The sequence below is a fragment of the Pseudomonas putida genome, assembly GCF_025905425.1.
Lineage (GTDB): Bacteria > Pseudomonadota > Gammaproteobacteria > Pseudomonadales > Pseudomonadaceae > Aquipseudomonas > Aquipseudomonas putida_AF.
Genome location: NZ_CP109603.1, coordinates 828,464 through 852,744, shown reverse-complemented (window position 1 = coordinate 852,744; position 24,281 = coordinate 828,464). Strand labels below are relative to the sequence as shown.

At 62.7% G+C, this 24,281-nt stretch carries 27 protein-coding genes; all 27 read right to left on the bottom strand.

The window, feature by feature from the left end:
• Nucleotides 1-38 precede the first annotated feature (38 nt).
• The 27 genes from OGV19_RS03870 to tagD all read right to left on the bottom strand — a co-directional run bounded on the left by OGV19_RS03870 (nucleotide 39) and on the right by tagD (nucleotide 24,276).
• Nucleotides 39-434 carry a DUF2802 domain-containing protein gene (locus tag OGV19_RS03870; RefSeq protein WP_264313883.1) on the bottom strand — a complete coding sequence of 132 codons (396 nt, stop codon included), beginning with the start codon at nucleotides 432-434 and terminating at the stop codon, nucleotides 39-41.
• 1 nt (nucleotide 435) lies between these two features.
• Complete coding sequence (locus OGV19_RS03865) at nucleotides 436-915, bottom strand: chemotaxis protein CheW (protein ID WP_213657703.1); 480 nt, start codon at nucleotides 913-915, stop codon at nucleotides 436-438.
• Between the two features lie 42 nt (nucleotides 916-957).
• Nucleotides 958-1,833 (bottom strand): CheW domain-containing protein, encoded by an 876-nt coding sequence (locus OGV19_RS03860; protein WP_264312210.1) that lies wholly within the window; start codon nucleotides 1,831-1,833, stop codon nucleotides 958-960.
• A complete protein-coding gene (locus tag OGV19_RS03855) occupies nucleotides 1,833-2,621 on the bottom strand; it encodes a ParA family protein (protein ID WP_264312209.1) in 789 nt (262 codons plus the stop codon). Before OGV19_RS03855 ends, OGV19_RS03860 begins: the two co-directional genes overlap by 1 nt.
• Nucleotides 2,622-2,796: 175 nt before the next feature.
• Complete coding sequence (gene motD, locus OGV19_RS03850) at nucleotides 2,797-3,642, bottom strand: flagellar motor protein MotD (RefSeq protein WP_264312208.1); 846 nt, start codon at nucleotides 3,640-3,642, stop codon at nucleotides 2,797-2,799.
• A 2-nt stretch (nucleotides 3,643-3,644) separates the two neighbouring features.
• Nucleotides 3,645-4,385, bottom strand: coding sequence for a flagellar motor protein (locus OGV19_RS03845; RefSeq protein WP_264312207.1), 741 nt, complete (start codon nucleotides 4,383-4,385; stop codon nucleotides 3,645-3,647).
• Entirely contained in the window at nucleotides 4,385-5,506 is a 1,122-nt protein-coding gene (locus OGV19_RS03840; protein WP_264312206.1) for a protein-glutamate methylesterase/protein-glutamine glutaminase, read from the bottom strand. The genes OGV19_RS03845 and OGV19_RS03840 overlap by 1 nt, the downstream gene beginning before the upstream one ends.
• A gap of 46 nt (nucleotides 5,507-5,552) precedes the next feature.
• On the bottom strand, nucleotides 5,553-7,766 hold the full coding sequence (locus tag OGV19_RS03835; protein WP_264312205.1) for a chemotaxis protein CheA: 2,214 nt from the start codon (nucleotides 7,764-7,766) through the stop codon (nucleotides 5,553-5,555).
• Between the two features lie 12 nt (nucleotides 7,767-7,778).
• Nucleotides 7,779-8,567 carry a protein phosphatase CheZ gene (locus OGV19_RS03830; protein WP_264312204.1) on the bottom strand — a complete coding sequence of 263 codons (789 nt, stop codon included), beginning with the start codon at nucleotides 8,565-8,567 and terminating at the stop codon, nucleotides 7,779-7,781.
• A gap of 20 nt (nucleotides 8,568-8,587) precedes the next feature.
• The gene (locus OGV19_RS03825; RefSeq protein ID WP_077068541.1) at nucleotides 8,588-8,962 is read right to left on the bottom strand and encodes a chemotaxis response regulator CheY; all 375 of its coding nucleotides are present in this window, start codon (nucleotides 8,960-8,962) and stop codon (nucleotides 8,588-8,590) included.
• Between the two features lie 118 nt (nucleotides 8,963-9,080).
• Nucleotides 9,081-9,821 (bottom strand): RNA polymerase sigma factor FliA, encoded by a 741-nt coding sequence (gene fliA / locus OGV19_RS03820; RefSeq protein WP_033699449.1) that lies wholly within the window; start codon nucleotides 9,819-9,821, stop codon nucleotides 9,081-9,083.
• A complete protein-coding gene (gene fleN / locus OGV19_RS03815; protein ID WP_264312203.1) occupies nucleotides 9,818-10,651 on the bottom strand; it encodes a flagellar synthesis regulator FleN in 834 nt (277 codons plus the stop codon). Before fleN ends, fliA begins: the two co-directional genes overlap by 4 nt.
• A gap of 93 nt (nucleotides 10,652-10,744) precedes the next feature.
• On the bottom strand, nucleotides 10,745-12,052 hold the full coding sequence (flhF, locus tag OGV19_RS03810) for a flagellar biosynthesis GTPase FlhF (RefSeq protein ID WP_264312202.1): 1,308 nt from the start codon (nucleotides 12,050-12,052) through the stop codon (nucleotides 10,745-10,747).
• A gap of 11 nt (nucleotides 12,053-12,063) precedes the next feature.
• Nucleotides 12,064-14,193, bottom strand: a complete 2,130-nt coding sequence (gene flhA, locus OGV19_RS03805) for a flagellar biosynthesis protein FlhA (RefSeq protein WP_264312201.1) — start codon at nucleotides 14,191-14,193, stop codon at nucleotides 12,064-12,066.
• A 210-nt stretch (nucleotides 14,194-14,403) separates the two neighbouring features.
• Nucleotides 14,404-15,546 carry a flagellar biosynthesis protein FlhB gene (gene flhB / locus OGV19_RS03800; protein WP_264312200.1) on the bottom strand — a complete coding sequence of 381 codons (1,143 nt, stop codon included), beginning with the start codon at nucleotides 15,544-15,546 and terminating at the stop codon, nucleotides 14,404-14,406.
• 2 nt (nucleotides 15,547-15,548) lie between these two features.
• Nucleotides 15,549-16,325, bottom strand: coding sequence for a flagellar biosynthetic protein FliR (gene fliR / locus OGV19_RS03795; RefSeq protein WP_264312199.1), 777 nt, complete (start codon nucleotides 16,323-16,325; stop codon nucleotides 15,549-15,551).
• Nucleotides 16,326-16,332: 7 nt separating this feature from the next.
• Nucleotides 16,333-16,602 carry a flagellar biosynthesis protein FliQ gene (fliQ, locus tag OGV19_RS03790; RefSeq protein WP_186679660.1) on the bottom strand — a complete coding sequence of 90 codons (270 nt, stop codon included), beginning with the start codon at nucleotides 16,600-16,602 and terminating at the stop codon, nucleotides 16,333-16,335.
• A 21-nt stretch (nucleotides 16,603-16,623) separates the two neighbouring features.
• Complete coding sequence (fliP, locus tag OGV19_RS03785; RefSeq protein ID WP_264312198.1) at nucleotides 16,624-17,379, bottom strand: flagellar type III secretion system pore protein FliP; 756 nt, start codon at nucleotides 17,377-17,379, stop codon at nucleotides 16,624-16,626.
• The gene (fliO, locus tag OGV19_RS03780) at nucleotides 17,379-17,813 is read right to left on the bottom strand and encodes a flagellar biosynthetic protein FliO (RefSeq protein ID WP_413470125.1); all 435 of its coding nucleotides are present in this window, start codon (nucleotides 17,811-17,813) and stop codon (nucleotides 17,379-17,381) included. The genes fliP and fliO overlap by 1 nt, the downstream gene beginning before the upstream one ends.
• A gap of 12 nt (nucleotides 17,814-17,825) precedes the next feature.
• Nucleotides 17,826-18,290, bottom strand: coding sequence for a flagellar motor switch protein FliN (gene fliN / locus OGV19_RS03775; RefSeq protein ID WP_264312196.1), 465 nt, complete (start codon nucleotides 18,288-18,290; stop codon nucleotides 17,826-17,828).
• Nucleotides 18,291-18,337: 47 nt separating this feature from the next.
• Nucleotides 18,338-19,306: a flagellar motor switch protein FliM gene (gene fliM, locus OGV19_RS03770; RefSeq protein ID WP_027593022.1), complete on the bottom strand. Its 969-nt coding sequence runs from the start codon at nucleotides 19,304-19,306 to the stop codon at nucleotides 18,338-18,340.
• Between the two features lie 9 nt (nucleotides 19,307-19,315).
• On the bottom strand, nucleotides 19,316-19,813 hold the full coding sequence (fliL, locus tag OGV19_RS03765; RefSeq protein WP_264312195.1) for a flagellar basal body-associated protein FliL: 498 nt from the start codon (nucleotides 19,811-19,813) through the stop codon (nucleotides 19,316-19,318).
• Nucleotides 19,814-20,031: 218 nt separating this feature from the next.
• Nucleotides 20,032-21,297 carry a flagellar hook-length control protein FliK gene (locus OGV19_RS03760; protein ID WP_264312194.1) on the bottom strand — a complete coding sequence of 422 codons (1,266 nt, stop codon included), beginning with the start codon at nucleotides 21,295-21,297 and terminating at the stop codon, nucleotides 20,032-20,034.
• A 72-nt stretch (nucleotides 21,298-21,369) separates the two neighbouring features.
• Nucleotides 21,370-21,717: an Hpt domain-containing protein gene (locus OGV19_RS03755; RefSeq protein WP_264312193.1), complete on the bottom strand. Its 348-nt coding sequence runs from the start codon at nucleotides 21,715-21,717 to the stop codon at nucleotides 21,370-21,372.
• 60 nt (nucleotides 21,718-21,777) lie between these two features.
• Nucleotides 21,778-23,469, bottom strand: coding sequence for an ATP-binding SpoIIE family protein phosphatase (locus OGV19_RS03750; protein ID WP_264312192.1), 1,692 nt, complete (start codon nucleotides 23,467-23,469; stop codon nucleotides 21,778-21,780).
• 8 nt (nucleotides 23,470-23,477) lie between these two features.
• Nucleotides 23,478-23,783: an STAS domain-containing protein gene (locus OGV19_RS03745; protein ID WP_264312191.1), complete on the bottom strand. Its 306-nt coding sequence runs from the start codon at nucleotides 23,781-23,783 to the stop codon at nucleotides 23,478-23,480.
• Between the two features lie 109 nt (nucleotides 23,784-23,892).
• A complete protein-coding gene (tagD, locus tag OGV19_RS03740) occupies nucleotides 23,893-24,276 on the bottom strand; it encodes a glycerol-3-phosphate cytidylyltransferase (protein ID WP_319026077.1) in 384 nt (127 codons plus the stop codon).
• Nucleotides 24,277-24,281 lie beyond the last annotated feature (5 nt).

Sequence of the window (24,281 nt, the reverse complement as noted above, 5' to 3'; positions counted from 1 at the left end):
GCAGGCACAAAAAAGGCGACCTCAGGGTCGCCTTCTTCTTACTCCGTGCGGTGCAGCTTACTCATCAACTCCGCCTCGGCCTGGGTCAGGCCACAGGTTTCGGTCAGCTCGGACACACTCGCGCCCATGCCGACCAGCTTGGCCGCCTGGCTGAAGGTGACGCTGCTGGGGTCGCGCTGCTCCAGCCGCTCCAGCCGGTCAGGCAAGGTGGCCAAGGTTTCGCCCAGCTCATGAATGGCTTCACCCATGCGCACGGTACCGTTCTGGTAGTCGTCCAGGCGCTTGGCCAGGTCCTTGATGCGCTGATCACGCAGGGCGTCGCCCTCGGCCTGTTGCGCGGCCAGCTCGCGCTGGCGCTTGGCATGGTTGAGGAACATCCACAAGCCCAGCGCCCAGAGCAACGCCAGGAAGATGACAGCAACCTCAAGGATCAACTCAGATGTTCTCAAGCTCGGACCACTCTTCCTCGGTCATCATCTTGTCCAGCTCGACCAGGATCAGCAGTTCGCCGTTCTTGTTGCAAACGCCCTGGATGAACTTGGCCGACTCTTCGTTACCCACATTCGGCGCCGTCTCGATCTCGGACTGACGCAGGTAGACCACCTCGGCCACGCTGTCGACCAGGATGCCGACCACTTGCTTGTCCGCCTCGATGATGACGATACGGGTGTTGTCGGTCACCTCGGTCGACATCAGGCCAAAACGCTGGCGAGTGTCGATGACCGTCACCACGTTGCCGCGCAGGTTGATGATGCCCAGCACGTAGCTCGGCGCGCCCGGCACCGGGGCGATCTCGGTGTAGCGCAGCACTTCCTGCACCTGCATGACATTGATCCCGTAGGACTCGTTGTCCAGACGGAAGGTTACCCACTGCAGGATCGGATCTTCGGAACCTTGTGCAGACGACTTTTTCATTCCCCTACCCCTCAAAATCCGCCATAGGCGGTGTGTTCGGTGTCATTTGTGTTTGGCGTGCATCTGCTTGACCGCGCCACTGGCGATCAGCTCGGCCAGTTCGGCGACGTCGAGCAGGGCACACATGTGTTCGATCACCGTGCCGGCCAGCCACGGACGCTGCCCACGCTGGCTGCGCCACTTGATCTCGGACGGGTCCAGGCGCAAGGAGCGGCTGACCTGGTGCACGGCCAACCCCCATTCATAGCCTTGGACGGAAATCACATACTGCAGGCCCTGACGAAAATCCTCACGGTAGCGGTCAGGCATGACCCAGCGCGCGGTGTCGAGGACCTTCAGGTTGCCGGCCTGGCACGTCAGGATGCCGAGAAACCAGTCCGGTTGGCCAAACAGCGGCGTCAGCTCCTGGCCGGCCAGGTTGTAGATCGAGCCCAGGCATACCAGGGGCACGGCCAGGGTCAAGCCGGCGACGTCGAACAGCAGGCACTCGAAGGGTTCCGCCGCCCAGGCCGGGCGGCCATCGACGCTCGCCGGGGGTACCGGCAGGTTCGGCGCGGGCAGGTGCACATCCACCAGCGGCACCGCCGGTTCCACTGCGTGCTCTTCGATCAGGACCGGGATGCTGGCCTCGACCAGCACTTGGCTCTCGGCCACCGCAACCACCGGTTCTTCCACCGGCAACACGCTGGGCAATACCTGCAGGCGTGGCTCGGCGAAGGGTCGCGGCGCGGCGCTGGCGGCCTGGGCAGGCTGGCGCGCATCAGGCGCTTGTTCCTCACGCACCGCGTCGGCGAATGCTTGCGGCGCTGCCAGCTGCTCGATCAGGTCGTCGGCCTCGGTGGCCTCCTGCAACAACCCATCGAGGTAAGACTGCAGCGCCATCTGCGGCCGCGTGCTGGTTTGCCGGGTCTGGGTCATCAGGCTACCTGCACTGCGGTTTTGTAAGTGAGCAAGTGCTTGAGCAACGCCCGGTAGGCAATCAACCCACGGCTTTTGCCATCGAACTGCGAAGGCGTGACGCCCTTGCGGCTAGCGTCGCGCAAGCGAGTGTCTACCGGGATGTAGCCCTGCCAGACATGCTGCTCGTAGGTGTCGCGCAACAATTTGAGCGTGCCCAGTGAAGCCTGGGTACGGCGGTCGAAAAGGGTCGGCACAATCTGGTAAGGCAACGCCTGTTTACGCGAACGGTTGACCATGGCCAGGGTACCGACCATGCGCTCCAGGCCCTTGACCGCCAGGAACTCGGTCTGCACCGGTATCACCAGTTGCTGGCTCGCGGCCAGGGCATTGACCATCAGCACGCCGAGCAAGGGCGGGCTGTCGATCAAGGCAAAGTCGAAATCCTGCCACAGCTGCGCCAAGCTCTTGGCGATCACCAAGCCCAGGCCGTTTTTCCCCGGTGACTGGCGCTCCAACACCGCCAGCGCAGTGCTCGAAGGCAACAGCGAGATACGCTCATCGCTGGTGGGCAGCAGCAGTTGCCCAGGTAAACCTTCGGGCACGCTGCCCTGGTGCAGAAACAGGTCATAACAGCTGTGTTCCAGCGCATCGGGGTTATGCCCGAAATAACTGGTCATCGAACCGTGCGGGTCGAGGTCGACGACGACCACGCGCTTGCCCGCCTCAGCCAGCAGGCCAGCCAGGGCGATGGTCGTGGTGGTCTTGCCGACGCCACCTTTTTGATTGGCTACTGCCCAGACTCTCATAGGACAACTCTTGACTCATAAATTTAGCGCCCACCCTTGTGGGAGCGGGCTTGTCCCGCGAACACGGGCGTAGCCCGTGCCATCCACCACGTCGCCGGCTTCGCAGGGCAAGCCCGCTCCCACAGGGACCGCGCTCAGCAAGCACGACAACACGCAGTGACGGAGAATTGACGAGTTAGTGACTCGCTGTTGCCGGTGCACTTTGTGTGCCAGCCCGGCGCAATGCCGCATCCGGCGTGGCATTGGCGCTGCCGGAGCCGGTCAGGCTGCGGCGCACTTCGAGGTTGCGCGAAATCACCAGTACCACGCGACGATTGCGGGCACGCCCCTCGGCGCTGTCATTGCTGGCGACTGGCTGATACTCGCCATAGCCCACCGACGCCATGCGCGCAGGGTTCACCCCTTCCATGGCCAGCAGGCGGACGATGCTCGCCGCCCGTGCCGACGACAGCTCCCAGTTGGTCGGGTACTGCGCGGTACGAATCGGCAGGTTGTCGGTAAAGCCTTCGACATGCACCGGGTTGGCGAACGGCTTGAGGATGTTCGCCACCTTTTCGATGATGTCGAAGGCCTTGTCACTGGGCATGGCATCACCGCTGCCGAACAGCAGCGAGGAGTTAAGCTCGATCTCTATCCACAGCTCATTGCCGCGCACGGTCATCTGGTCGGTCTTGATCAGGTCGCCAAAGGCGTCGCGCACGTCATCACTGATGGTCTTCAGCGGGTCGACGTTGGTCTGCGCCAGGCCCGCTTCGGTCTGCTCGCTGTCCCTGACCAGCGGCTCGGCCGGGCGCACGCTCAGCGGTTGCTCATCACCGATGGGGATCGGCTTCATGCTCCGCTCGGGGTCATTGAACACCCCGAGCAAAGCCTGCGAGATGACCTTGTACTTGCCCTCGTTGATCGAGGAAATCGAGTACATGACCACGAAAAACGCGAACAGCAAGGTGATGAAGTCGGCGTACGACACCAGCCAGCGCTCGTGATTCTCGTGTTCCTCGGTATGACGACGGCGACGCATGGTTACTCCATGAAGCCTTGCAGCTTCAGTTCGATCGAGCGCGGGTTTTCACCCTCGGCAATCGACAACAGGCCTTCGAGCAGCATCTCGCGGTAGCGCGACTGGCGCATGACGATTGCCTTGAGCTTGTTGGCGATCGGCAACAGGATCAGGTTGGCGCTGGCCACGCCGTAGATGGTGGCGACGAACGCCACGGCGATGCCGTTACCCAGTTGCGAGGGGTCGGCCAGGTTGCCCATCACATGGATCAGGCCCATGACCGCACCGATGATGCCGATGGTCGGCGCGTAGCCGCCCATGCTCTCGAACACCTTGGCGGCCTGGATATCACGGCCCTCCTGGGTCAGGAAGTCGACTTCAAGAATGCTGCGAATGGCTTCTGGCTCGGCACCGTCGACCAGTAGCTGCAGGCCCTTGCGCGCATACGGGTCGGGTTCGGCTTCAGCGACCCCTTCCAGGCCAAGCAGGCCTTCCTTGCGCGCCGTCAGGCTCCAGTTGACCACCCGGTCGATACCGCCCGCCAGGTCGACGCGGGGCGGAAAGAGGATCCAGCGCAGAATCTGCAAGGCACGCTTGAAGGCCGGCAGCGGCGACTGCAACAGCGCCGCCGCCAGGGTGCCGCCGAGCACGATCAAGCCCGCCGGGCCATTGAGCAGCGCACCGACATGCCCGCCTTCGAGGAAGTTGCCGCCGACAATCGCGACGAACGCCAGGATCAGGCCGATCAGGCTTAGCACGTCCATCAGACGCAGGCCTCAACCAGGTGCTTGCCGATCTCGTCCAGGCTGTACACCGCATCGGCCAGGTTGGCTTTGACGATGGCCATGGGCATGCCATAGATCACGCAGCTGGCTTCATCCTGGGCCCACACGGTACTGCCGCCCTGTTTGAGCAGGCGCGCACCTTCACGGCCGTCGGCGCCCATGCCGGTGAGTACCACCGAGAGCACCTTGTCGCCGTACGACTTGGCTGCCGAGCCGAAGGTGATGTCCACGCACGGTTTGTAGTTCAGGCGCTCGTCACCCGGCAGGATCTTCACCGTGCCACGGCCGTCGATCATCATCTGCTTGCCACCCGGGGCCAGCAGCGCCAGGCCTGGGCGCAACAGGTCACCGTCCTCGGCTTCCTTCACGCTGATCTTGCACAGTTTGTCCAGGCGTTCGGCAAACGCCTTGGTGAAGGCCGCAGGCATGTGCTGGATCAACACGATCGGCGCCGGGAAGTTGGCAGGCAGTTGCGTCAGTACCCGCTGCAGTGCCACCGGGCCGCCAGTGGAGGTACCGATGGCCACCAGCTTGTAAGGCTTGCGTTTGGGCGCCGGGGCATGTGCCGCGGGTGCTGGCGCCGCACGTACCGGCGCCACCGTGCGCGCCGGTGCGGGGCTTGCAAAGCTGCTGGTCGGTGCAGGGCTGCTGGCAGCGACCGGCACGGCGGCGGGCGCTGGGTTGTAGCTGCCGAAACGACGGTTACTGCGCGACAGGGTATGCACCTTCTCACACAGCATCTGCTTGACCTTCTCGGGGTTGCGCGAGATGTCCTCGAAGTTCTTCGGCAGGTAATCCACCGCACCGGCATCCAGCGCGTCCAGGGTTACCCGGGCGCCTTCATGGGTCAGCGAAGAGAACATCAACACCGGGGTCGGGCAGCGCTGCATGATGTGCCGCACCGCCGTGATGCCGTCCATCATGGGCATCTCGTAGTCCATGGTGATGACATCGGGCTTGAGCGCCAGCGCCTGGTCGATTGCTTCCTTGCCATTGGTCGCGGTACCCACTACCTGGATCGTCGGGTCCGCCGAGAGGATTTCCGAGACACGGCGGCGGAAGAAACCGGAATCATCCACCACCAGGACCTTGACTGCCATAAACACTCCATTAGGCGGCGCAACCCGCCAGGGTGCGCCACCGAAATCAAATACGCCGCGCGGCGTAACGCTTGAGCATGCTCGGGACGTCGAGGATCAACGCGATGCGACCGTCGCCGGTGATCGTGGCCCCGGACATGCCCGGCGTGCCCTGCAGCATCTTGCCCAGCGGCTTGATTACCACTTCTTCCTGGCCGACCAGTTGATCGACGACAAAACCGATGCGTTGGGTGCCCACCGACAGGATCACCACGTGGCCTTCATGCTGCTCTTCATGCACCTGGCCCTGCACCAGCCAGCGCTTGAGGTAGAACAGCGGCAGCGCCTTGTCGCGCACGATCACCACTTCCTGGCCATCGACCACGTTGGTGCGCGACAGGTCGAGGTGGAAAATCTCGTTGACGTTGACCAGCGGGAAGGCGAAGGCCTGGTTGCCCAGCATCACCATCAGGGTCGGCATGATCGCCAGGGTCAGCGGCACCTTGATGACGATCTTCGAGCCCTGGCCCTTGGCCGAGTAGATGTTGATCGAGCCATTGAGCTGAGAAATCTTGGTCTTCACCACGTCCATGCCGACACCACGGCCGGACACGTCGGAGATCTCGGTCTTGGTCGAGAAGCCCGGGGCGAAGATCAGGTTGTAGCAGTCCGACTCGCTCAGACGCTCGGCGGCGTCCTTGTCCATCAGGCCCTTTTCCACCGCCTTGGCACGCAGGATATTGGGGTCCATGCCCTTGCCGTCATCGGAGATCGACAGCAGGATGTGGTCGCCTTCCTGCTCGGCCGACAGCACCACCCGGCCGGTACGTGCCTTGCCGGCGGCTTCACGCTCGTCAGGCATCTCGACGCCATGGTCGACCGCGTTGCGCACCAAGTGCACCAACGGGTCGGCCAGGGCCTCTACCAGGTTCTTGTCCAGGTCGGTCTCTTCACCGACCAGCTCCAGGTTGATTTCTTTCTTGAGCTGGCGGGCCAGGTCGCGAACCAGGCGCGGGAAGCGGCCGAAGACTTTCTTGATTGGCTGCATGCGGGTCTTCATGACCGCCGTCTGCAAGTCGGCGGTGACCACGTCGAGGTTCGACACGGCCTTGGACATGGCCTCGTCACCGCTGTTCAGGCCCAGGCGCACCAGGCGGTTACGCACCAGCACCAGTTCGCCGACCATGTTCATGATCTCGTCCAGGCGCGCGGTGTCGACGCGCACGGTGGTTTCCGCCTCGCTGACCGCATGCTTTTCTGCCGCTGGGGCCGGCGCGCGGGGTGCAGGCGCAGGCTTGCTGGCGGCTGTCGGGGCCGGGGCCGGCTTGGCCACCGGCTTGCTCTCGACCTTGGCGGCGACTGGCGCATCGACCGCAACGGCATCGCCCGAGAACTTGCCCTTGCCGTGCAACTGATCGAGCAAGGCTTCGAACTCGTGCTCGCTGATTTCGTCGCTGGTCGTGCTGGCCGGTGCAACGCTTTCGGGCGCTGTCGCCGCCGGCGCATTGGCCGCGGGCAAAGCGTCGGCCTGGAACGTGCCTTTGCCATGCAATTGGTCGAGTAGCGACTCGAATTCTTCATCGGTGATTTCGTCGCTGACGGGCGTCGCGGCGCTTGCCACCGGTTCGGCAGCGACTTCGGCGCTGAACTGGCCTTTGCCATGCAACTGGTCGAGCAGCGATTCGAATTCGGCGTCGGTGATTTCATCACCGGCGCCGCTGACGGTTTCGCCTTGCATCTGCTCATCGGCGGCGGCCTGGGCCTTGACCGCGTCGAGCGAGTCGAGCAGCTGTTCAAATTCGCTGTCGGTGATGTCCGGCTCTTCAGCAGGTGCCGCAGCGACCGGTTCAGCGGCGGCCTCAGGCACTGCGGCGGCGACTTCGTCGGCAGCCGCAGGCTCGGCCAGACGCGACAACGCCGCCAGCAGCTCTGGGGTGGCCGGGATGACCTCGCTGCGCTCGCGAACCTGGCCAAACATGCTGTTGACCGTGTCCAGCGCTTCGAGCACCACGTCCATCAATTCTGCGTCGACCCGGCGCTCACCTTTGCGCAGGATGTCGAACACGTTCTCGGCGATATGGCAGCACTCCACCAGCTCGTTGAGCTGGAGGAAGCCGGCGCCCCCTTTTACAGTGTGGAAACCGCGAAAAATGGCATTGAGCAGGTCGGCATCATCGGGTCGGCTTTCCAGCTCGACCAATTGCTCGGACAGTTGCTCAAGAATTTCGCCGGCTTCTACCAGGAAATCCTGAAGGATTTCTTCATCGGCGCCGAAGCTCATTAAACGTGCTCCTTAAAAACCCAGACTGGACAGCAGATCATCGACATCGTCCTGACCGGACACGACGTCTTCACGCTTATCGGCATGAATCTGCGGACCTTCACCCCGAGTCGGATGTTTTTCTTGATCTTTTTCAGCACGCAGCTGCTGGTGGTCATATTCGATACCGGCAAAACGGTCGACTTGACTGGCCATCAGCACGAGCTTGAGCAAGTTGCTTTCCACCTCGGTGACCAACGCGGTGACGCGCTTGATCACCTGGCCGGTCAGGTCCTGATAGTCCTGAGCCAGCAGAATGTCGTTGAGGTGGCCGGAAACCTTGCGATTGCCTTCGGCGCTGTGCGTCAGAAAACTGTCGACACGTTTGACCAGGTCACGGAATTCCGGCGCGGCAACTTCGCGGCGCATGAAGCGCTGCCAGTCCACGCTCAGGGCCTTGGCCTCGCCCGCCAAGTCGTTGAGCACCGGGGTGCTTTCTTCGACCAGGTCCATGGTGCGGTTGGCCGCACTCTCGGTCAGCTTGACCACATAGGACAGGCGCTCGGTGGCGTCGGTGATCTGCGAAACCTCCTCGGCCTGCGGCATGTGCGGGTCGATCTGAAAGCTGACAATTGCACTGTGCAGCTCACGGGTCAGCTTGCCGACTTCCTGGTACAGGCCGCGGTCGCGGGTCTGGTTCAGCTGATGGATCAGCTGCACCGCCTCGCCGAAGCGCCCTCGTTCCAGGCTTTCGACCAGCTCCTGGGCATGCTTCTTCAGGGTCGATTCGAACTCCCCCAAAGACGTTTCTGATGAATCCATGGCGCGCCCCCTGACGTGACTCAGCCGTTGACGCGTTCGAAGATCTTCTCGATCTTTTCTTTGAGCACCTGAGCGGTGAACGGCTTGACCACGTAACCATTGACGCCGGCCTGGGCCGCTTCGATGATCTGGTCACGCTTGGCTTCGGCGGTCACCATCAGTACCGGCATGGTTTTCAGCTTTTCGCTGGCGCGGACTTTGCGCAGCAGGTCGATACCGGACATGCCCGGCATGTTCCAGTCGGTCACCAGGAAGTCGTAGTGGCCGTTTTCCAGCATCGGCAACGCCGTGGTGCCGTCGTCGGCTTCGTCGGTGTTGGTGAAGCCCAGATCACGTAGCAGGTTCTTGATGATCCGCCGCATCGTCGAAAAGTCGTCAACGATGAGGATTTTCATGTTCTTGTCCAATTAGACCTCCAAGCAGTCTCAGACGCGCTCGGTCCCCGAGCACGCATTCATTCAATTCGGCACAACGTGAAACGACTGCAGCGTCTTCAACGGCGAACGGCGGCGACTAGCGCGCCCGCCATTCACCCAGACGGCTGCGCAAACGTGCGGCGCACTGGCTGTGCAACTGGCTCACGCGCGATTCGCTGACCCCCAGCACCTCACCGATTTCCTTGAGGTTCAGCTCTTCGTCGTAGTACAGCGCCAGCACCAGCCGCTCGCGCTCTGGCAGGTTGGCGATCGCATCGGTCAGGGCAGCCTGGAAGCGCTCGTCTTCAAGGTCCCGCGACGGTTCGACCTGGCCACTGGCGCCGTCCTCGTGCAGCCCTTCGTGCTCGCCGTCCTGCAACAGGTCGTCGAAGCTGAACAGTCGGCTGCCCAGGGTATCGTTCAAAATCCCGTAGTAATCGTCGAGACTCAATTGGAGTTCGGCAGCAACCTCATGATCTTTAGCGTCGCGACCGGTTCTTGCTTCCACGGCGCGCATTGCATCACTGACCATGCGTGTATTGCGGTGCACCGAACGCGGCGCCCAATCGCCCTTGCGCACCTCGTCGAGCATCGCGCCGCGGATGCGGATGCCGGCGTAGGTCTCGAAGCTGGCGCCCTTGCTGGCGTCATATTTGTTGGCCACTTCCAGCAAGCCGATCATGCCGGCCTGAATCAGGTCTTCGACCTGGACGTTGGCCGGCAGCCGCGCCAGCAAGTGATAGGCGATGCGCTTGACCAGCGGGGCGTAGCGTTCGATCAGCTCGTACTGGGCGTCTTTCGACGCCCTGCTGTACATCTTGAAGCCGCTCGCACTCATAGCACCGGTCCTGCGCTGGTGGGCTGCACCAGACGCTCGACGAAGAACTCCAGGTGCCCGCGCGGGTTGGCCGGCAACGGCCAGCTGTCGACCTTCTGCGCAATGGCCTTGAAGGCCAGCGCGCACTTGGAGCGAGGGAAGGCTTCGTACACCGCGCGCTGCTTCTGCACCGCCTTGCGCACGCACTCGTCGTACGGCACCGCGCCCACGTACTGCAGGGCGACGTCTAGGAAGCGGTCGGTGACCTTGGTCAATTTGGCGAACAGGTTGCGCCCTTCCTGCGGGCTCTGGGCCATGTTGGCCAGCACGCGGAAGCGGTTCATGCCGTAGTCACGGTTGAGCAGCTTGATCAGGGCATAGGCATCAGTGATCGAGGTGGGTTCGTCGCAGACCACCAGCAACACTTCCTGGGCCGCGCGAACGAAACTGACCACTGAGTCACCAATACCCGCAGCGGTATCGATCACCAGTACGTCGAGATTGTCGCCGATGTCACTGAAGGCCTGGATCAGGCCGGCATGCTGGGCCGGCGCCAGGTGCACCATGCTCTGGGTGCCGGAGGCCGCCGGCACGATGCGCACACCGCCCGGCCCCTGCAGCATCACATCGCGCAGCTCACAGCGCCCTTCGATGACATCGGCCAGGGTGCGTTTTGGGGTCAAGCCAAGCAATACGTCGACATTGGCCAGGCCCAGGTCGGCGTCCAGCAACATGACCCTGCGGCCAAGCTCGGCCAGCGCCAGAGACAGGTTCACTGAAACGTTAGTCTTGCCGACGCCACCTTTGCCACCGGTGACGGCGATCACCTGTACGGGATGCATGCTACCCATGTCTGTTCTTTACCTTGTCTCGCTGGGACTCAGGCCACACGTGAGGCAATTCTGCGTGCCCCTTGGCATAGCTACTTTGCACACGCTTCATCATCAGCCCGCTCGCCGCGGGTTGTGGTAGAGATCAGCGAACATGTCGGCCATGGCCTCTTCGCTGGGCTCGTCCTGCTGCTGCACATTGACCGCACGGGTGACCAGCTGGTGCGCCCGTGGCAAGTGCAAGTCGTCAGGAATGCGTGGCCCATCGGTCAGGTAGGCCACCGGCAATTCATGACTGATGGCAAGGCTCAGCACGTCGCCGAGGCTTGCCGTTTCATCGAGTTTGGTCAGGATACAACCGGCCAGGCCACAGCGCTTGTAGCTGTGGTAGGCGGCGGTCAGCACCTGCTTCTGGCTGGTGGTTGCCAGCACCAGGTAGTTCTTCGCGGCGATGCCGCGGCTGGCCAGGGTTTCCAGCTGCATGCGCAGGGCCGGGTCGCTGGCCTGCAGGCCGGCGGTATCGATCAGCACCACGCGCTTGCGCAGCAGCGGCTCCAGCGCCTGGGCCAGGGACTGGCCCGGGTCGACGTAGGTCACCGGCACGTTGAGGATCCGCCCCAAGGTCTTGAGCTGCTCCTGGGCACCGATGCGGAAGCTGTCCATGCTCACCAACGCCAACTGCGGCGCGCCGTACTTGAGCACATAGCGCGCGGCCAGCTTGGCCAGGGTAGTGGTCTTGCCCATGCCGGCGGGGCCGACCATGGCGATCACGCCGCCCTCTTCGATCGGCTCGACCTCAGGGACTTCGATCATCCGCGCCAGGTGCGCCAGCAGCATGCGCCATGCCTGGCGCGGCTCTTCGATTTCGGTAGTGAGTTCGAGCAGTTCACGGGCAATCGGCCCAGACAGGCCGATGCGCTGCAGACGGCGCCAGAGGTTGGCTTGCTGCGGTTTGCTGCCTTGCAGCTGGCTCCAGGCCAGCGAGCCGAGCTGCACTTCCAGCAGCTCGCGCAAACCCGACAGCTCCGAGCGCATGGCATCGAACAGCCGAGGATCGACCGGTGCCGGGGTAGGCGCAGCGGCAGGCGCCGGGGCATCCACGTGCGGCTCGACCAGCGGCTCCGAGGCGGTCAGCGACTGACCGGCGAACAATTGGCGGTTGTTGTCGCTGTTGTCGCTGCGCTGGTCCAGTTCGGCCTGGGCCGTGGCGATACGCGTGTGGGTCTTGCGCAGCTCTTCTTCAAGCTCGGCGTTGGGCACGCGCGGGGCCAGGGCGGACAACTTGTAGTCCAGCGCGGCTGTCAATTCAACACCACCGGCGATGCGGCGGTTACCGATGATGGCGGCATCGGAGCCAAGCTCATCCCGGACCAGCTTCATGGCCTGACGCATATCGGCGGCGAAAAATCGCTTAACTTGCATTATCCACTACCTCAGCCGTTAGGGCCCACGGTGGCAACGATGGTGACTTGCTTGTTGTCAGGTATTTCCTGATACGCCAGAACATGCAAATTCGGTACAGCCAGGCGACCAAAGCGCGACAACATGGCGCGGATCGGGCCGGCGACCAGAAGAATGGCCGGCTGGCCCTGCATCTCTTGGCGCTGGGCCGCCTCAATCAGCGAACGCTGCAGCTTTTCGGCCATGCTCGGTTCCAGAAGAACACCGTCTTCCTGACCCTGCCCGGCCCTTTGCAGACTATTGAGCAAAATCTGTTCCAACCTTGGTTCAAGGGTGATCACTGGCAGCTCCGACTCAACGCCGACAATGCTTTGCACGATGGCGCGACACAATCCGACGCGCACCACTGCCACCAGCGCGGCGGTATCTTGACTCTTGCCGGCGTTGTTGGCGATAGCCTCGGCGATGCTGCGGATGTCGCGCACCGGCACTTGCTCGGACAACAACGCCTGCAGCACCTTGAGCAGGCCCGACAAGGAAATGACACCCGGCACCAACTCTTCTGCAAGTTTAGGCGATGCCTTGGACAACACCTGCAGCAGTTGCTGGACCTCTTCGTGGCCGATCAGCTCGTGACAGTGCTTCTGCAAAATCTGGTTGAGGTGGGTGGCCACCACGGTACTGGCATCGACCACGGTATACCCCAGCGACTGCGCCTGGGACCGCTGACCCACGTCAATCCACACCGCCTCCAGGCCAAAGGCCGGGTCGCGCGCGGCAATGCCGTTGAGGGTGCCAAATACCTGACCTGGGTTGATCGCCAGCTCCCGGTCGGGGTAAATCTCCGCTTCAGCCAGGATCACCCCCATCAAGGTCAGGCGGTAGGCACTGGGCTGCAGGTCGAGGTTGTCGCGAATGTGCACGGTGGGCATGAGGAAGCCCAGGTCTTGGGACAGCTTCTTGCGCACGCCCTTGATCCGCGCCAGCAACTGGCCGCCCTGATTGCGGTCGACCAGCGGAATCAAGCGGTAGCCGACCTCAAGGCCGATCATGTCGATCGGGGTGACGTCGTCCCAGCCCAGCTCCTTGGTCTCCAGCGCACGCTGTGGCGAGGGCAGCAGGTCTTGCTGACGCTGCGCCTCCTGCTGGGCCTTGACCTTGACCTGCTGCTGTTTCTTCCACACAAGGTATGCGCCGCCACAGGCCAACAGGCCGAGGCCAAGGAACGCCACATGCGGCATGCCCGGCACCAGGCCCATGACGATCATCAGCCCACCGGAGACCGCCAGGGCCTTGGGCGAGTCGAACATCTGCCGGTTGATCAGCTTGCCCATGTCTTCCGAGCCCGAAGCCCGGGTAACCATGATGGCCGCCGCCGTGGACAACAGCAGGGATGGCAATTGCGCCACCAAACCGTCACCGATGGTCAGCAAAGCGTACACCTTACCGGCTTCGCTGAATGGCATGCCGTGCTGGAGCATGCCGATGAGCATGCCGCCGATGAGGTTGATGAACAGGATCAGCAGGCCGGCAATGGCGTCGCCGCGCACGAACTTGCTGGCACCGTCCATCGAACCGTAGAACTCAGCCTCCTGCGCCACCTCGGACCGGCGGGCCTTGGCCTGGGCCTGGTCGATCAGGCCGGCGTTGAGGTCGGCGTCGATGGCCATCTGCTTGCCAGGCATCGCATCGAGGGTAAAGCGTGCGCTCACCTCGGAAATACGCCCAGCACCTTTGGTGACGACCACGAAGTTGATGATCATGAGGATGGCGAACACCACCGCACCGACCACGTAGTTACCGCCGATGACCACTTCACCGAAGGCCTGGATCACCTTGCCCGCGGCGCCGTGACCCTCCTGGCCGTGGAGCATGACCACACGCGTGGACGCCACGTTCAGCGCCAGGCGCAGCAGGGTCGCCACCAGCAGGATGGTCGGGAACGCGGCGAAGTCGAGCGGGCGCAGGGCGTAGACGCAGACCAGCAGCACCACGATCGACAGGGCGATGTTGAAGGTGAAGAACACGTCGAGCAGGAACGGCGGTATTGGCAGCATCATCATTGCCAACATCACCAGCAGCAACAGCGGCACACCCAGGTTGCCCCGGCCGAGGCCGGCCAGGTTGTGGCGTGCGTTGTTGATTAACTGAGTGCGATCCACCGCGAGTCCTCTTGATGCAAAACTTTGACGCCCAGGGGGCGCCTGGGCGTGGCTCTGCAAGAAGCCTTCCAACTTTTACATTTGCGCGGTCAGGGCGGGCCCTTTCGCGGGCAAGCCCGCTCCCACAGGCATCATCCATGCCCTGAAGTCATGTAGAAAACCTGTGGGAGCGGGCTTGCCCGCGAAAGGGCCAGCAGCCCTGGCACAAAGCTAACTGTCGCGGCGCAAATCCGGCGGGATCGGCAAATCGTCCTTCAACGGCTCCGGCCGCTTGCCCTTGCCCGACCGGTACTGACGAATCTGGAACACATACGCCAACACCTGCGCCACCGCCAGGTACAACCCCGCCGGGATCTCCTGCTCAAGCTCGGTGGAGTAATAGATCGCCCGCGCCAGGGCCGGCGATTCGAGGATCTGGATCTTGTGCTCGACACCAATCTCACGAATCTTCAACGCTATGAAATCGGTACCCTTGGCCAGCAGCAATGGCGCCACCCCGCCCTTCTCCGGGTCGTACTGCAGGGCCACGGCATAGTGCGTCGGGTTGGTGATAATTACGTCTGCCTGCGGTACGGCCGCCATCATGCGCCGCTGCGATGCCTCACGCTGCAACTGGCGAATACGCTGCTTGACCTCAGGCTTGCCCTCCGAGTCCTTGTACTCGTCACGCACTTCCTGCTTGGTCATCTTCATTTTCTTGTGCGTCTGCCACAGCTGGAACGGCACGTCCGCAGCCGCAATCAGCAGCAGCCCCGCCGACATCCACAACGCACTCCACCCCACCACCTGGACACTGTGAATGATTGCCTGCTCCAAGGGCTCATTGGCAATCGACAGCAATGCCTGGCGGTCACCGACCAACACCACCACCGCGACGATCAGGATCACGAAAAACTTGGCCAACGCCTTAAGCAACTCGGTCAAGGCATGCATCGAGAACATGCGCTTGATCCCCGACAGCGGGTTCATGCGGCTGAATTTCGGCTGCAGCAGGCTGCCAGAAAACAGGAAACCACCCAGCATGATCGGGGCTACGAAAGAGATCACGAACAGCAGGATGAGCACAGGCTGCACTGCCCAGATCGCCATCTTGCCCGAGGCCAGCAAAAACGCACCCATGGCGCGCTCGTCGACGATCATGTCACGGGTCAGGCTGAAGTTCATGCGCATCACGCTCAGGAGCGTCTCGGCCAAGTACCCGCCAAACATCAGCAGGCCGCCGGCGCCGGCCAGGGTCACCGCCACCGTGTTCAACTCCTTGGAGCGGGCGATCTCGCCTTTTTCGCGCGCGCTGCGCTTGCGTTTTTCGGTGGGGTCTTCTGTCTTGTCCTGACCGCTCTCGCTTTCAGCCATGCTCAGCGCGCCCTTGCCAGTTCACGCAACCATTGCAGCGCGTCGCTAGCCAATGCCTGGTAATGGGGAAGAATATCGGCCAGGCCGACCCAGAAAATCCCCATACCCATGACCAGGGTCAGCGGGAAACCAATGGAGAAGATGTTCAACTGTGGCGCCGCGCGCGTCATCACGCCAAAGGCGATGTTCACCACCAACAACGCCGCTATCACTGGCAAGACCAGCAACAGCCCAGCACCGAACACCCAACTCAGGCGCCCGACCATTTCCCAGAACTGGTTGACCATCAGCGCATTGCCCACCGGCAAGGTGGTGAAGCTCTCGGTCAGCACCTCGAACACTACCAAATGCCCGTTCATCAGCAAAAACAGCACACTGACCAACATGGTCATGAACTGGCTGACCACCGCGACGTTGACGCCGTTGGCCGGGTCGACCATCGAAGCGAAGGCCATGCCCATCTGAACCGCGACAATCTGGCCGGCGATGACGAAGGCCTGGAACAGCAACTGCAACGAGAAACCGAACAACGCGCCGACGATGACCTGCTCGCCACACAACAACAGGCCCTGCAGGCTCAACGGTTCGAACTCGGGCAAGGGCGGCAGCGCCGGGACGATCACGACGGTGATGGCCACCGCCACGTACAGGCGCACCCGTGCCGGCAGCATGCGCGTGCCGAAGATCGGCATGGTCATCAGCACCGCCGTCACCCGGAACAACGGCAGAATGAAGGTGGCGACCCAGGTGCCAATCTGTGCGTTGGTCAGCTCCAGCATGGCCGTGTCAACCGATCAGCTGCGGGATGCTGGTGTAGAGGGTGGTGATGTACTCCATGAACTTTTGCACCAACCAAGGCCCGGCGACGATCAGCGTGACCAGCATCACCAACAGACGCGGCAGAAAGCTCAGGGTCTGTTCGTTGATCTGCGTGGCGGCCTGGAACATCGCCACCATCAAGCCCACCAGCAGGCTCGGCACCACCAGGATGGCGACCATCAGCGTGGTCAGCCAGAGGGCATCGCGGAACAGGTCGACAGCAACTTCAGGGGTCATGCATGGCTCTCCTTGACGGCGTCAGACGCCGCCGAAACTACTGGCCAGTGTGCCCATGATCAGCGCCCAGCCATCAACCAGAACGAACAGCATGATCTTGAACGGCAGCGAGATGATCAGCGGTGACAGCATCATCATACCCATGGCCATCAGCACGCTGGCGACCACCATGTCGATGATCAGAAAGGGGATGAAGATCATGAAACCAATCTGGAACGCGGTCTTGAGCTCGGAGGTGACAAAGGCCGGCACCAGGATGGTCAGCGGTACCTGGTCGGGGCCTGCGATGTCGGTGCGCTTGGACAAACGCATGAACAGGTCCAGGTCGCTCTGCCGGGTCTGCGCCAGCATGAAGTCCTTGAGCGGCACCTGGGCCTTGTCGATGGCCTGCTGGGCGGTCATCTGCTCCTTCAGGTACGGCTGCAGCGCATCCCGGTTCACCCGGTCGAACACCGGGGCCATGATGAACATCGTCAAAAACAGCGCCATGCCGGTCAGAATCTGGTTCGAAGGCGTCTGTTGCAGGCCCAGGGCCTGACGCAAAATCGAGAACACGATGATGATGCGGGTGAAGCTGGTCATCAGGACCACGAACGCCGGGATGAAGCTCAGCGCCGTCATGATCAGCAGGATCTGCAGGCTGACCGAATACTCCTGTTGCCCGTCCGCCCCATTGGACAGGGTAATGGCCGGGATCGACAGCGGGTCGGCGGCCAGGGCCAACGGCGCGGCCAGCAGCAGCGCCAAGGTCAACATCATGCGCAGCACGCCGGTCATCACTTCTTGTCCTTCTGATCCTTGCCCATCAGCTCCATCAGCCGCTGGGCAAACTCCGGCGCCGCCTGACGGGCAGCAGCGGGCACTTCGACGGGTTCGGCCAGCACATGCAGGGCCTCGATGCTGCCTGGGGTGTGGCCGATCAGGATCTGCTCCTTGCCGACCTGCACCAGCAACAGCCGGTCACGCGGGCCGATGGCCCGGCTGCCGACGATCTCGATCACCTGCCCGCCCTTGACCGCCGCGCCCTGCATACGGCGCAACAACCAGGCCAGGAAGAAGATCAGGCCAACCACCAACAGCAGGCCAAAGACCATCTGCGCCAGCTGCCCACCCAGGCTGCCGGGTGCGGCGGCAGTGCTCGCCGTGGGGCTTGCCGCCGCGAAAGCCAACTGGCTGGCGAACAGCCCGGCAACGGCGGCGCCGGCGCGCATCGAGCCCTTCACTCAGCGCAGCTTCTTGATACGTTCGCTGGGGCTGATCACGTCGGTTAGGCGGATGCCGAACTTCTCGTTGACCACCACCACTTCGCCATGGGCGATCAGCGTGCCGTTGACCAGCACGTCGAGCGGCTCGCCAGCCAGGCGATCAAGCTCGATCACCGAACCCTGGTTCAGCTGCAGCAAGTTGCGGATATTGATCTCGGTGCTGCCCACTTCCATGGAAATGTTCACCGGAATATCCAGGATCACGTCCAGGTTTGGGCCTTCGAGGCTGACGTTCTCGTTCGGCCGCGGCGAGCTGGCGAACTCTTCCATCGGCAGGCGGCCCGCACCGCTGTTGCCGGCGTCGCCACCCAGCAGCGCATCGATATCGGCCTGGCCGGCATCACCGGTTTCTTCCAGCGCCGCGGCCCATTCGTCGGCCAGGGCCTGGTCCTCTGGGGAGGTGATCTCGTTTTCGTTAGCCATGATTTCCTCGACAGGCATTCAATTCGTAGTGAGCGACCGGCACGCCGTCAGCGGCGTTCGATCGGGTCGATGATCTGCAGCGCCAGGTTGCCCTTGTGCGAACCCAGGCGCGCCTTGAACGACGGCACGCCGTTAGCGCGCAGCACCAGGTGCTCGGGCAGCTCCACCGGGATCACATCGCCAGGCTGCATGTGCAGGATGTCGCGCAGCTTCAGCTGGCGGCGGGCGACGGTGGCGGTCAGTGGCACGGCGACGTCCAGCACGTCCTCGCGCAGGGCCTTGACCCAGCGCTCGTCCTGGTCGTCCAGGTCGGACTGGAAGCCCGCGTCGAGCATTTCGCGCACTGGCTCGATCATCGAGTACGGCATGGTCACGTGCAGGTCGCCGCCACCGCCGTCCAGCTCGATGTGGAAGGTCGACACCACCACCGCCTCGCTGGGGCCGACGATGTTGGCCATGGCCGGGTTGACCTCAGAGTTCATGTACTCGAAGTTGACCGGCATGATGGCCTGCCAGGCCTCCTTGAGGTCGACGAAGCACTGGTCGAGGACCATGCGCACCACGCGCAACTCGGTCGGGGTGAACTCGCGGCCCTCGATCTTGGCGTGACGGCCATCACCGCCGAAGAAGTTGTCCACCAGCTTGAACACCAGCTTGGCGTCGAGGATGAACAGCGACGTGCCGCGCAGCGGCTTGATCTTGACCAGGTTGAGGCTGGTCGGCACATACAGCGAATGCACGTATTCGCCAAACTTCATCACCTGCACGCCGCCCACCGCCACGTCGGCGGAGCGGCGCAACAGGTTGAACATGCTGATGCGGGTATAGCGGGCAAAGCGTTCGTTGATCATTTCCAGGGTCGGCATGCGACCGCGGACGATTCGATCCTGGCTGGTCAGGTCGTAGCTTTTGATACTGCCTGGCTCGGAAGCGCTTTCGGTCTGCACCAGACCATCGTCGACACCGTGCAACAGCGCATCGATTTCATCCTGGGACAGCAGGTCCTGTACGGCCATTGCGGACTCCTACTGCAATACGAAATTGGTGAACAGCAACTGGTCGATGACCGGCTTGCCGACTTCCTTCTGGGCGACTTCCTGGACCACGGCGGTGGCTTTCTGACGCAGCATCTCCTGCCCGACCGGGCTGGCGGCCAGGGTGTCGAAGCCTTGCCCAGAGAACATCATCACCAGGTTGTTGCGAATCACCGGCATGTGCACCTTGAGGGCATCCAGATCAGCCTGGCTGCGACCTTGCAGGGTGACGCTCAACTGCATGTAGCGCTGGCGGCCGTTCTGGTTGAAGTTGACCACGAAGGCCGGGGTGAGCACCTCGTAGATGGCTGCAGGCTTGACGTTGGCAGCTGCCGGGTCGGTGGCCGGCGCAGGCTCGCTCTTGTGCATGATGAACCAGGTAGCGCCCACCGACAGGCCGATTGCCAGCACCAGGCCCAGCACCAACAGCAGGATCAGCTTGAGTTTGCCATTTGTGGCGGGGTCTTTTACTGCTTCGGTATTCGCCATGCCAATAATCCGTCGTCCATCGGGGGTTCAAAGGAGGATGACGTGGCTTGAGCAAGTGTTATGCCAGATTTGGCGACCCCAGGGTTTATCCAGGTTTACCGGTGCTGGCCTCTTCGCGGGCAAGCCCGTTCCCGCAGGTACCTCACTGCCCTAGAAGCCAGTACAACACCTGTGGGAGCGGGCTTGCCCGCGAAGAGGCCAGCACAGACAACAGAACATCACGCGTAGTAATCGACCACACTGTCGCCAATCACCACCTGCTGCTCAACCGGTCTTGCACTGTCGACCTGCTCGGCGCCGCCCTGCCCGGCCTGCTGCCGCGCTGCAACGCCCGAGAGATTGCTGCCCTGCTCCTGCGCGTGCTGGTGCTGCTGCCCACGCGACTGGTCAGCAACGTTGACGTCAGGCTGCGCTAGCCCCTGCTGGGCAAACAACTCGCGCAGGCGGTGCACCTGGCTGTCGAGGGCGTCACGCACACCGGCGTGGCCGCTGATGAACGTCACCTGGGTCGACTGGTCCGTCGCAACATTGACGCGGATGTCCAACCGCCCCAGCTCTGCTGGCTCCAGCTGGATATCCGCCGACTTGAGATTCTGGCTGGACAGGTACATGACCCGATTGACCAAGCCCTCGGTCCAGGCGCTCTGGTTCATCGGCAATGGCTGGTGCAAGGGGCTGGTACTCGCTGGCACGGCATTGGCGGTCTTGGCCGTGGCGGCCTGGGTCAGGCTAGCCAGTCGATCGGCGAAATCGTCGATGCGCGTGTCGCTGCTGGCGCTCTTGGTGTCTTTCAAGCCATCTTCGAGCAGCGCGCCGAACGCCTTGTCGCCGGGCTCACCCGCGTCACCCTCGGCATTGTCGATCAGATTCGCCAAGGTATTGACGGCTGCCCGCCCCTCGTCGCCCTGGACCTGCGAAGGGTCCACGGCGTGTGCCGAGGTGGTGCCCTTGGCCTGAGCGCTCTGCTCCAGGGCCAGGCGCAAGGTCGGCAGGTTAGCCAAGGGGTCGGCGTCGGGGTCGAAGGCCTCTGCAGCGAGTGGCTCCTCAGGCAGCTCGGCAAGCGCCTGCGATTGTGCCGTGGCAGCCTGCAGCACCGGCGCCACCGCCTCGGCCTGGGCTTGAATCAATTGCGCCCCAGGTTGCGCATCAGTGACCTGGCCGGCCACCAGGCTGGCATCACGCAACCCCGTGTCGTTTGCGGCTGGCGCCTGATCTTCGGCTGGCAATTTGTTGCCGTCATCGGCAACCGACGGCTTGTCGGCAGCGTGTTTCTTGCCGCCGTGTGCCACCTCAGGTTTATCCTTGGGCTTGGCCTGGGCGACCTTGTCGTCGTGCCCGAACGCTTGCTGCTTGGCCATGACCTGGCCGAAGCCGCCGCCCGCGTCGCCCTGCGCCTGCAACGGCTTGTCGGCAATCGAGCCGGTTGCTCGCGACGATTTGCCTACGGCGCTTGGTTGCAACAAAGGATTGGGTGCGACAGGCATTGAGCGGTCTCCGCGCCAGAAACTGAAAAGTCATCCGGGCAAAGACAGGCAAAACTCGCGCCAACTCGCGCATCAGCCAGCCGAGATACCTTGCCCCTCGCCGCGGTAGAAGCGCCGAACCTCCACATACTCCTTGTCGATGCGGTTGATCAGGTCCTCGATGCCATACAAGGGTGGCTGCCGTACGCGGTCTTCGAGTTGCTGGCACAGGGCGGCCAAGGCGACAGCCCCCATGTTGCTGCTACTGCCCTTGAAACTGTGGGCCGCCGAGCCCAGTTCATCAGCACTCTTGGCGGCGTGCAACTCGCTCAGGCGCCGCTCGGAGTCGTCCAGGAACGTCTGCACCAGGTGCAGGTAGCCATCCTCCATGACCTCACGCAGATCACTGAGCACCTTGTGGTCGATATGAATCTCTGTCACTTGTTCACTCCTTGATCAAGCCAGGGCGTGGCTCTTTATTAAAGCGCTCACCATAAGCGCTCACCACACGAACTCGACCCGCGCACAGCGACCACCCTCGCACCACTGGGCGTCGCTGCAGAGCCGCTGTACCAGGTTCAAACCACGGCCACTCAAGCCGTGCTCCCGGGATGGCCGCGACAGTACGCGCTGTACATCGAACCCTGCACCGCTGTCCCGCACCTCGATCATCAGACGCCCGCCTTCGGCAAGGGGTTCCACCTTGAGGTCGATACGCACGAAGCCGTCGGCCAATTCGCCCAAGCGCCGGGCACGCTCCCGGTAGTAGTCGGCAAAGCCCTGGACATCACGCTTGAGCCGCGAATTCAGGCCCAGCACGCCATGCTCCAGGGCATTGGAATACAGCTCGCTGAGCACGCTGTGCAGATTGCCGGTACGCGACTGCAGTGGGTGAATCTCCTGCAACAACTGCACCAGGTACGGCACCGGATTGAACCGCTTCAGGCTTTCGCTGCGCAGCTCGAAACCGAGCGACCAATCCAGCGGGCTGGGGCGGCCGCTTTCAGCGTAGATCATTGGCGCCGGCACCCGCTCATCAGCCGTGAACATGCGGATGTCACACAGGCTGATGTCATCCCGAGGGCGCCCGCCGAAACGCTCCAAGGCCAGCATCACCTCGTCGAACAGGCACGCCGGGTCACGGTTGTCGGCCAACACCTCATGCAGGCGCTCGACTCCGAACAAGCGCTCCTGATCATCGGCGGTGTCGAGCACCCCGTCCGACAACAGCAACAAGCGCTCGCCCGCCGCCAGCGGCAGCACTTCGGTGCTGTCATCGAAGCGCTCGGGGGCAAGAATGCCCAGCGGCAGATGGCGCGAGGCAAGCGTCGACAGCACCCCGCCGCCCGCCGACAAGCGATAGCCGTCGGGCATGCCGCCGTTCCATACCTCCACCGAACCCCGCTGCACGCTCAGGTTGAGCATCAAGGCACAACAGAACATATCCACCGGGAGGATGCGCTTGAGCTTGGCGTTCATCTCGCGCAGGGTCTGCGCCAGGCCATAGCCTTTGGCCGTCATGCCGTAGAACACTTCGGCCAGGGGCATGGCGCCGACGGCGGCAGGCAGGCCGTGGCCGGTGAAATCCCCCAGCAGCACCTGCATGTCCCCGGAGGGCGTGAACGCTGCCAGCAGCAGGTCACCGTTGAACAATGCGTAGGGCGATTGCAGATAGCGGATATTGGGCGCGGCCAGGCAACCGGCATGGGCCACCTTGTCGAATACCGCCTTGGCCACCCGTTGCTCGTTAAGCAGGTGGTGATGGTGGCGGGTGATCTCGTCGCGCTGGGCGAGCACGGTGGCCTGCAACCGGCGCAGGCGGCCCATGGCGCGTATCTTGGCGGCGAGGATCACCGCACTGTACGGCTTGGCCATGAAGTCATCGCCGCCCGCTTCCAGGCAGCGCACCAGCGCATCTTCTTCGTTCAGCGAGGTCAGGAAAATGATTGGCACCAGCGCCTCGCCGGCCAGGGCCTTGATCTGCCGGGCCGCTTCGAAACCGTCCATGACCGGCATCAACGCATCGAGCAGCACCAGTTGCGGGCGGCGCTCGACAAAGAGCGCCACCGCTTGCTCGCCATTTTCCGCCGTGAACACCTGATGGCCCTGGCGCCGGACGATCTGCGCCAGCAGCAAGCGGTCTGCCGCCCCGTCTTCAGCGACCAGCACGGTCAATGCCTGTTCGGCAGCCATCACCAGGCTCAACTGATATCGAACAGTTTTTCGAAATTGGAGATGGCGAGGATCTTGCGCACATCGGAGCTGGCATGCACCACGCGCACATCCGAGTCGTCGCCGCCCGCGTGATCGCGCAGCAACAGCAGCATGCCGAGCGCGGAGCTATCGAGGTAGGTGGTGTCTTTCAGATCGACCACCACCGAGTCCGGCCGATCAGGCTGGCGCTCGTAGGCGTCGCGAAACTCCTGATGCTTGCCGAAATCGAAGCGCCCCTTGATCTTGATCGTGAGCTTTTTCCCGTCCTGCGAAAAAACAGTCTCGACTGCCATGCTAGCGATTCCTTCGATGATGGCGGATGCAACTCTAAGGTTTAGCAGGCAGGAACGAGGCTGGCAAGACGCGGCATAGATTGCATGCCCACCGCAACGGCAAGCCTACTCAGCCTACCCGCCGTTTTAGCTCATCGCGAATCAACGTTGATGAAATATCCTTGGTCCTCGGCAAATACACCACGTCGCACGCCGTGGCGAGGTAATCAAACTGACCGGCCCAATCATCTCCCATAACAAATACATCAGCGCCGTAACGCCGGACATCTTCAATTTTTTGTTCCCACGTGCTCTCTGGAAAAACCTCATCGACGTACTGCACTGCCTCCAGCACGATCCGCCGATTGCGGTAGTCCAACAGCGAACTTTTATGCTTCAGCGCATTAAACTCGTCAGTGGACAGCCCCACAACCAAACGATCGCCCAACGCTCTGGCCCGCGCCAATAGATGAATATGACCGGCGTGCAGGACGTCAAACGTTCCATATGTGATGATCG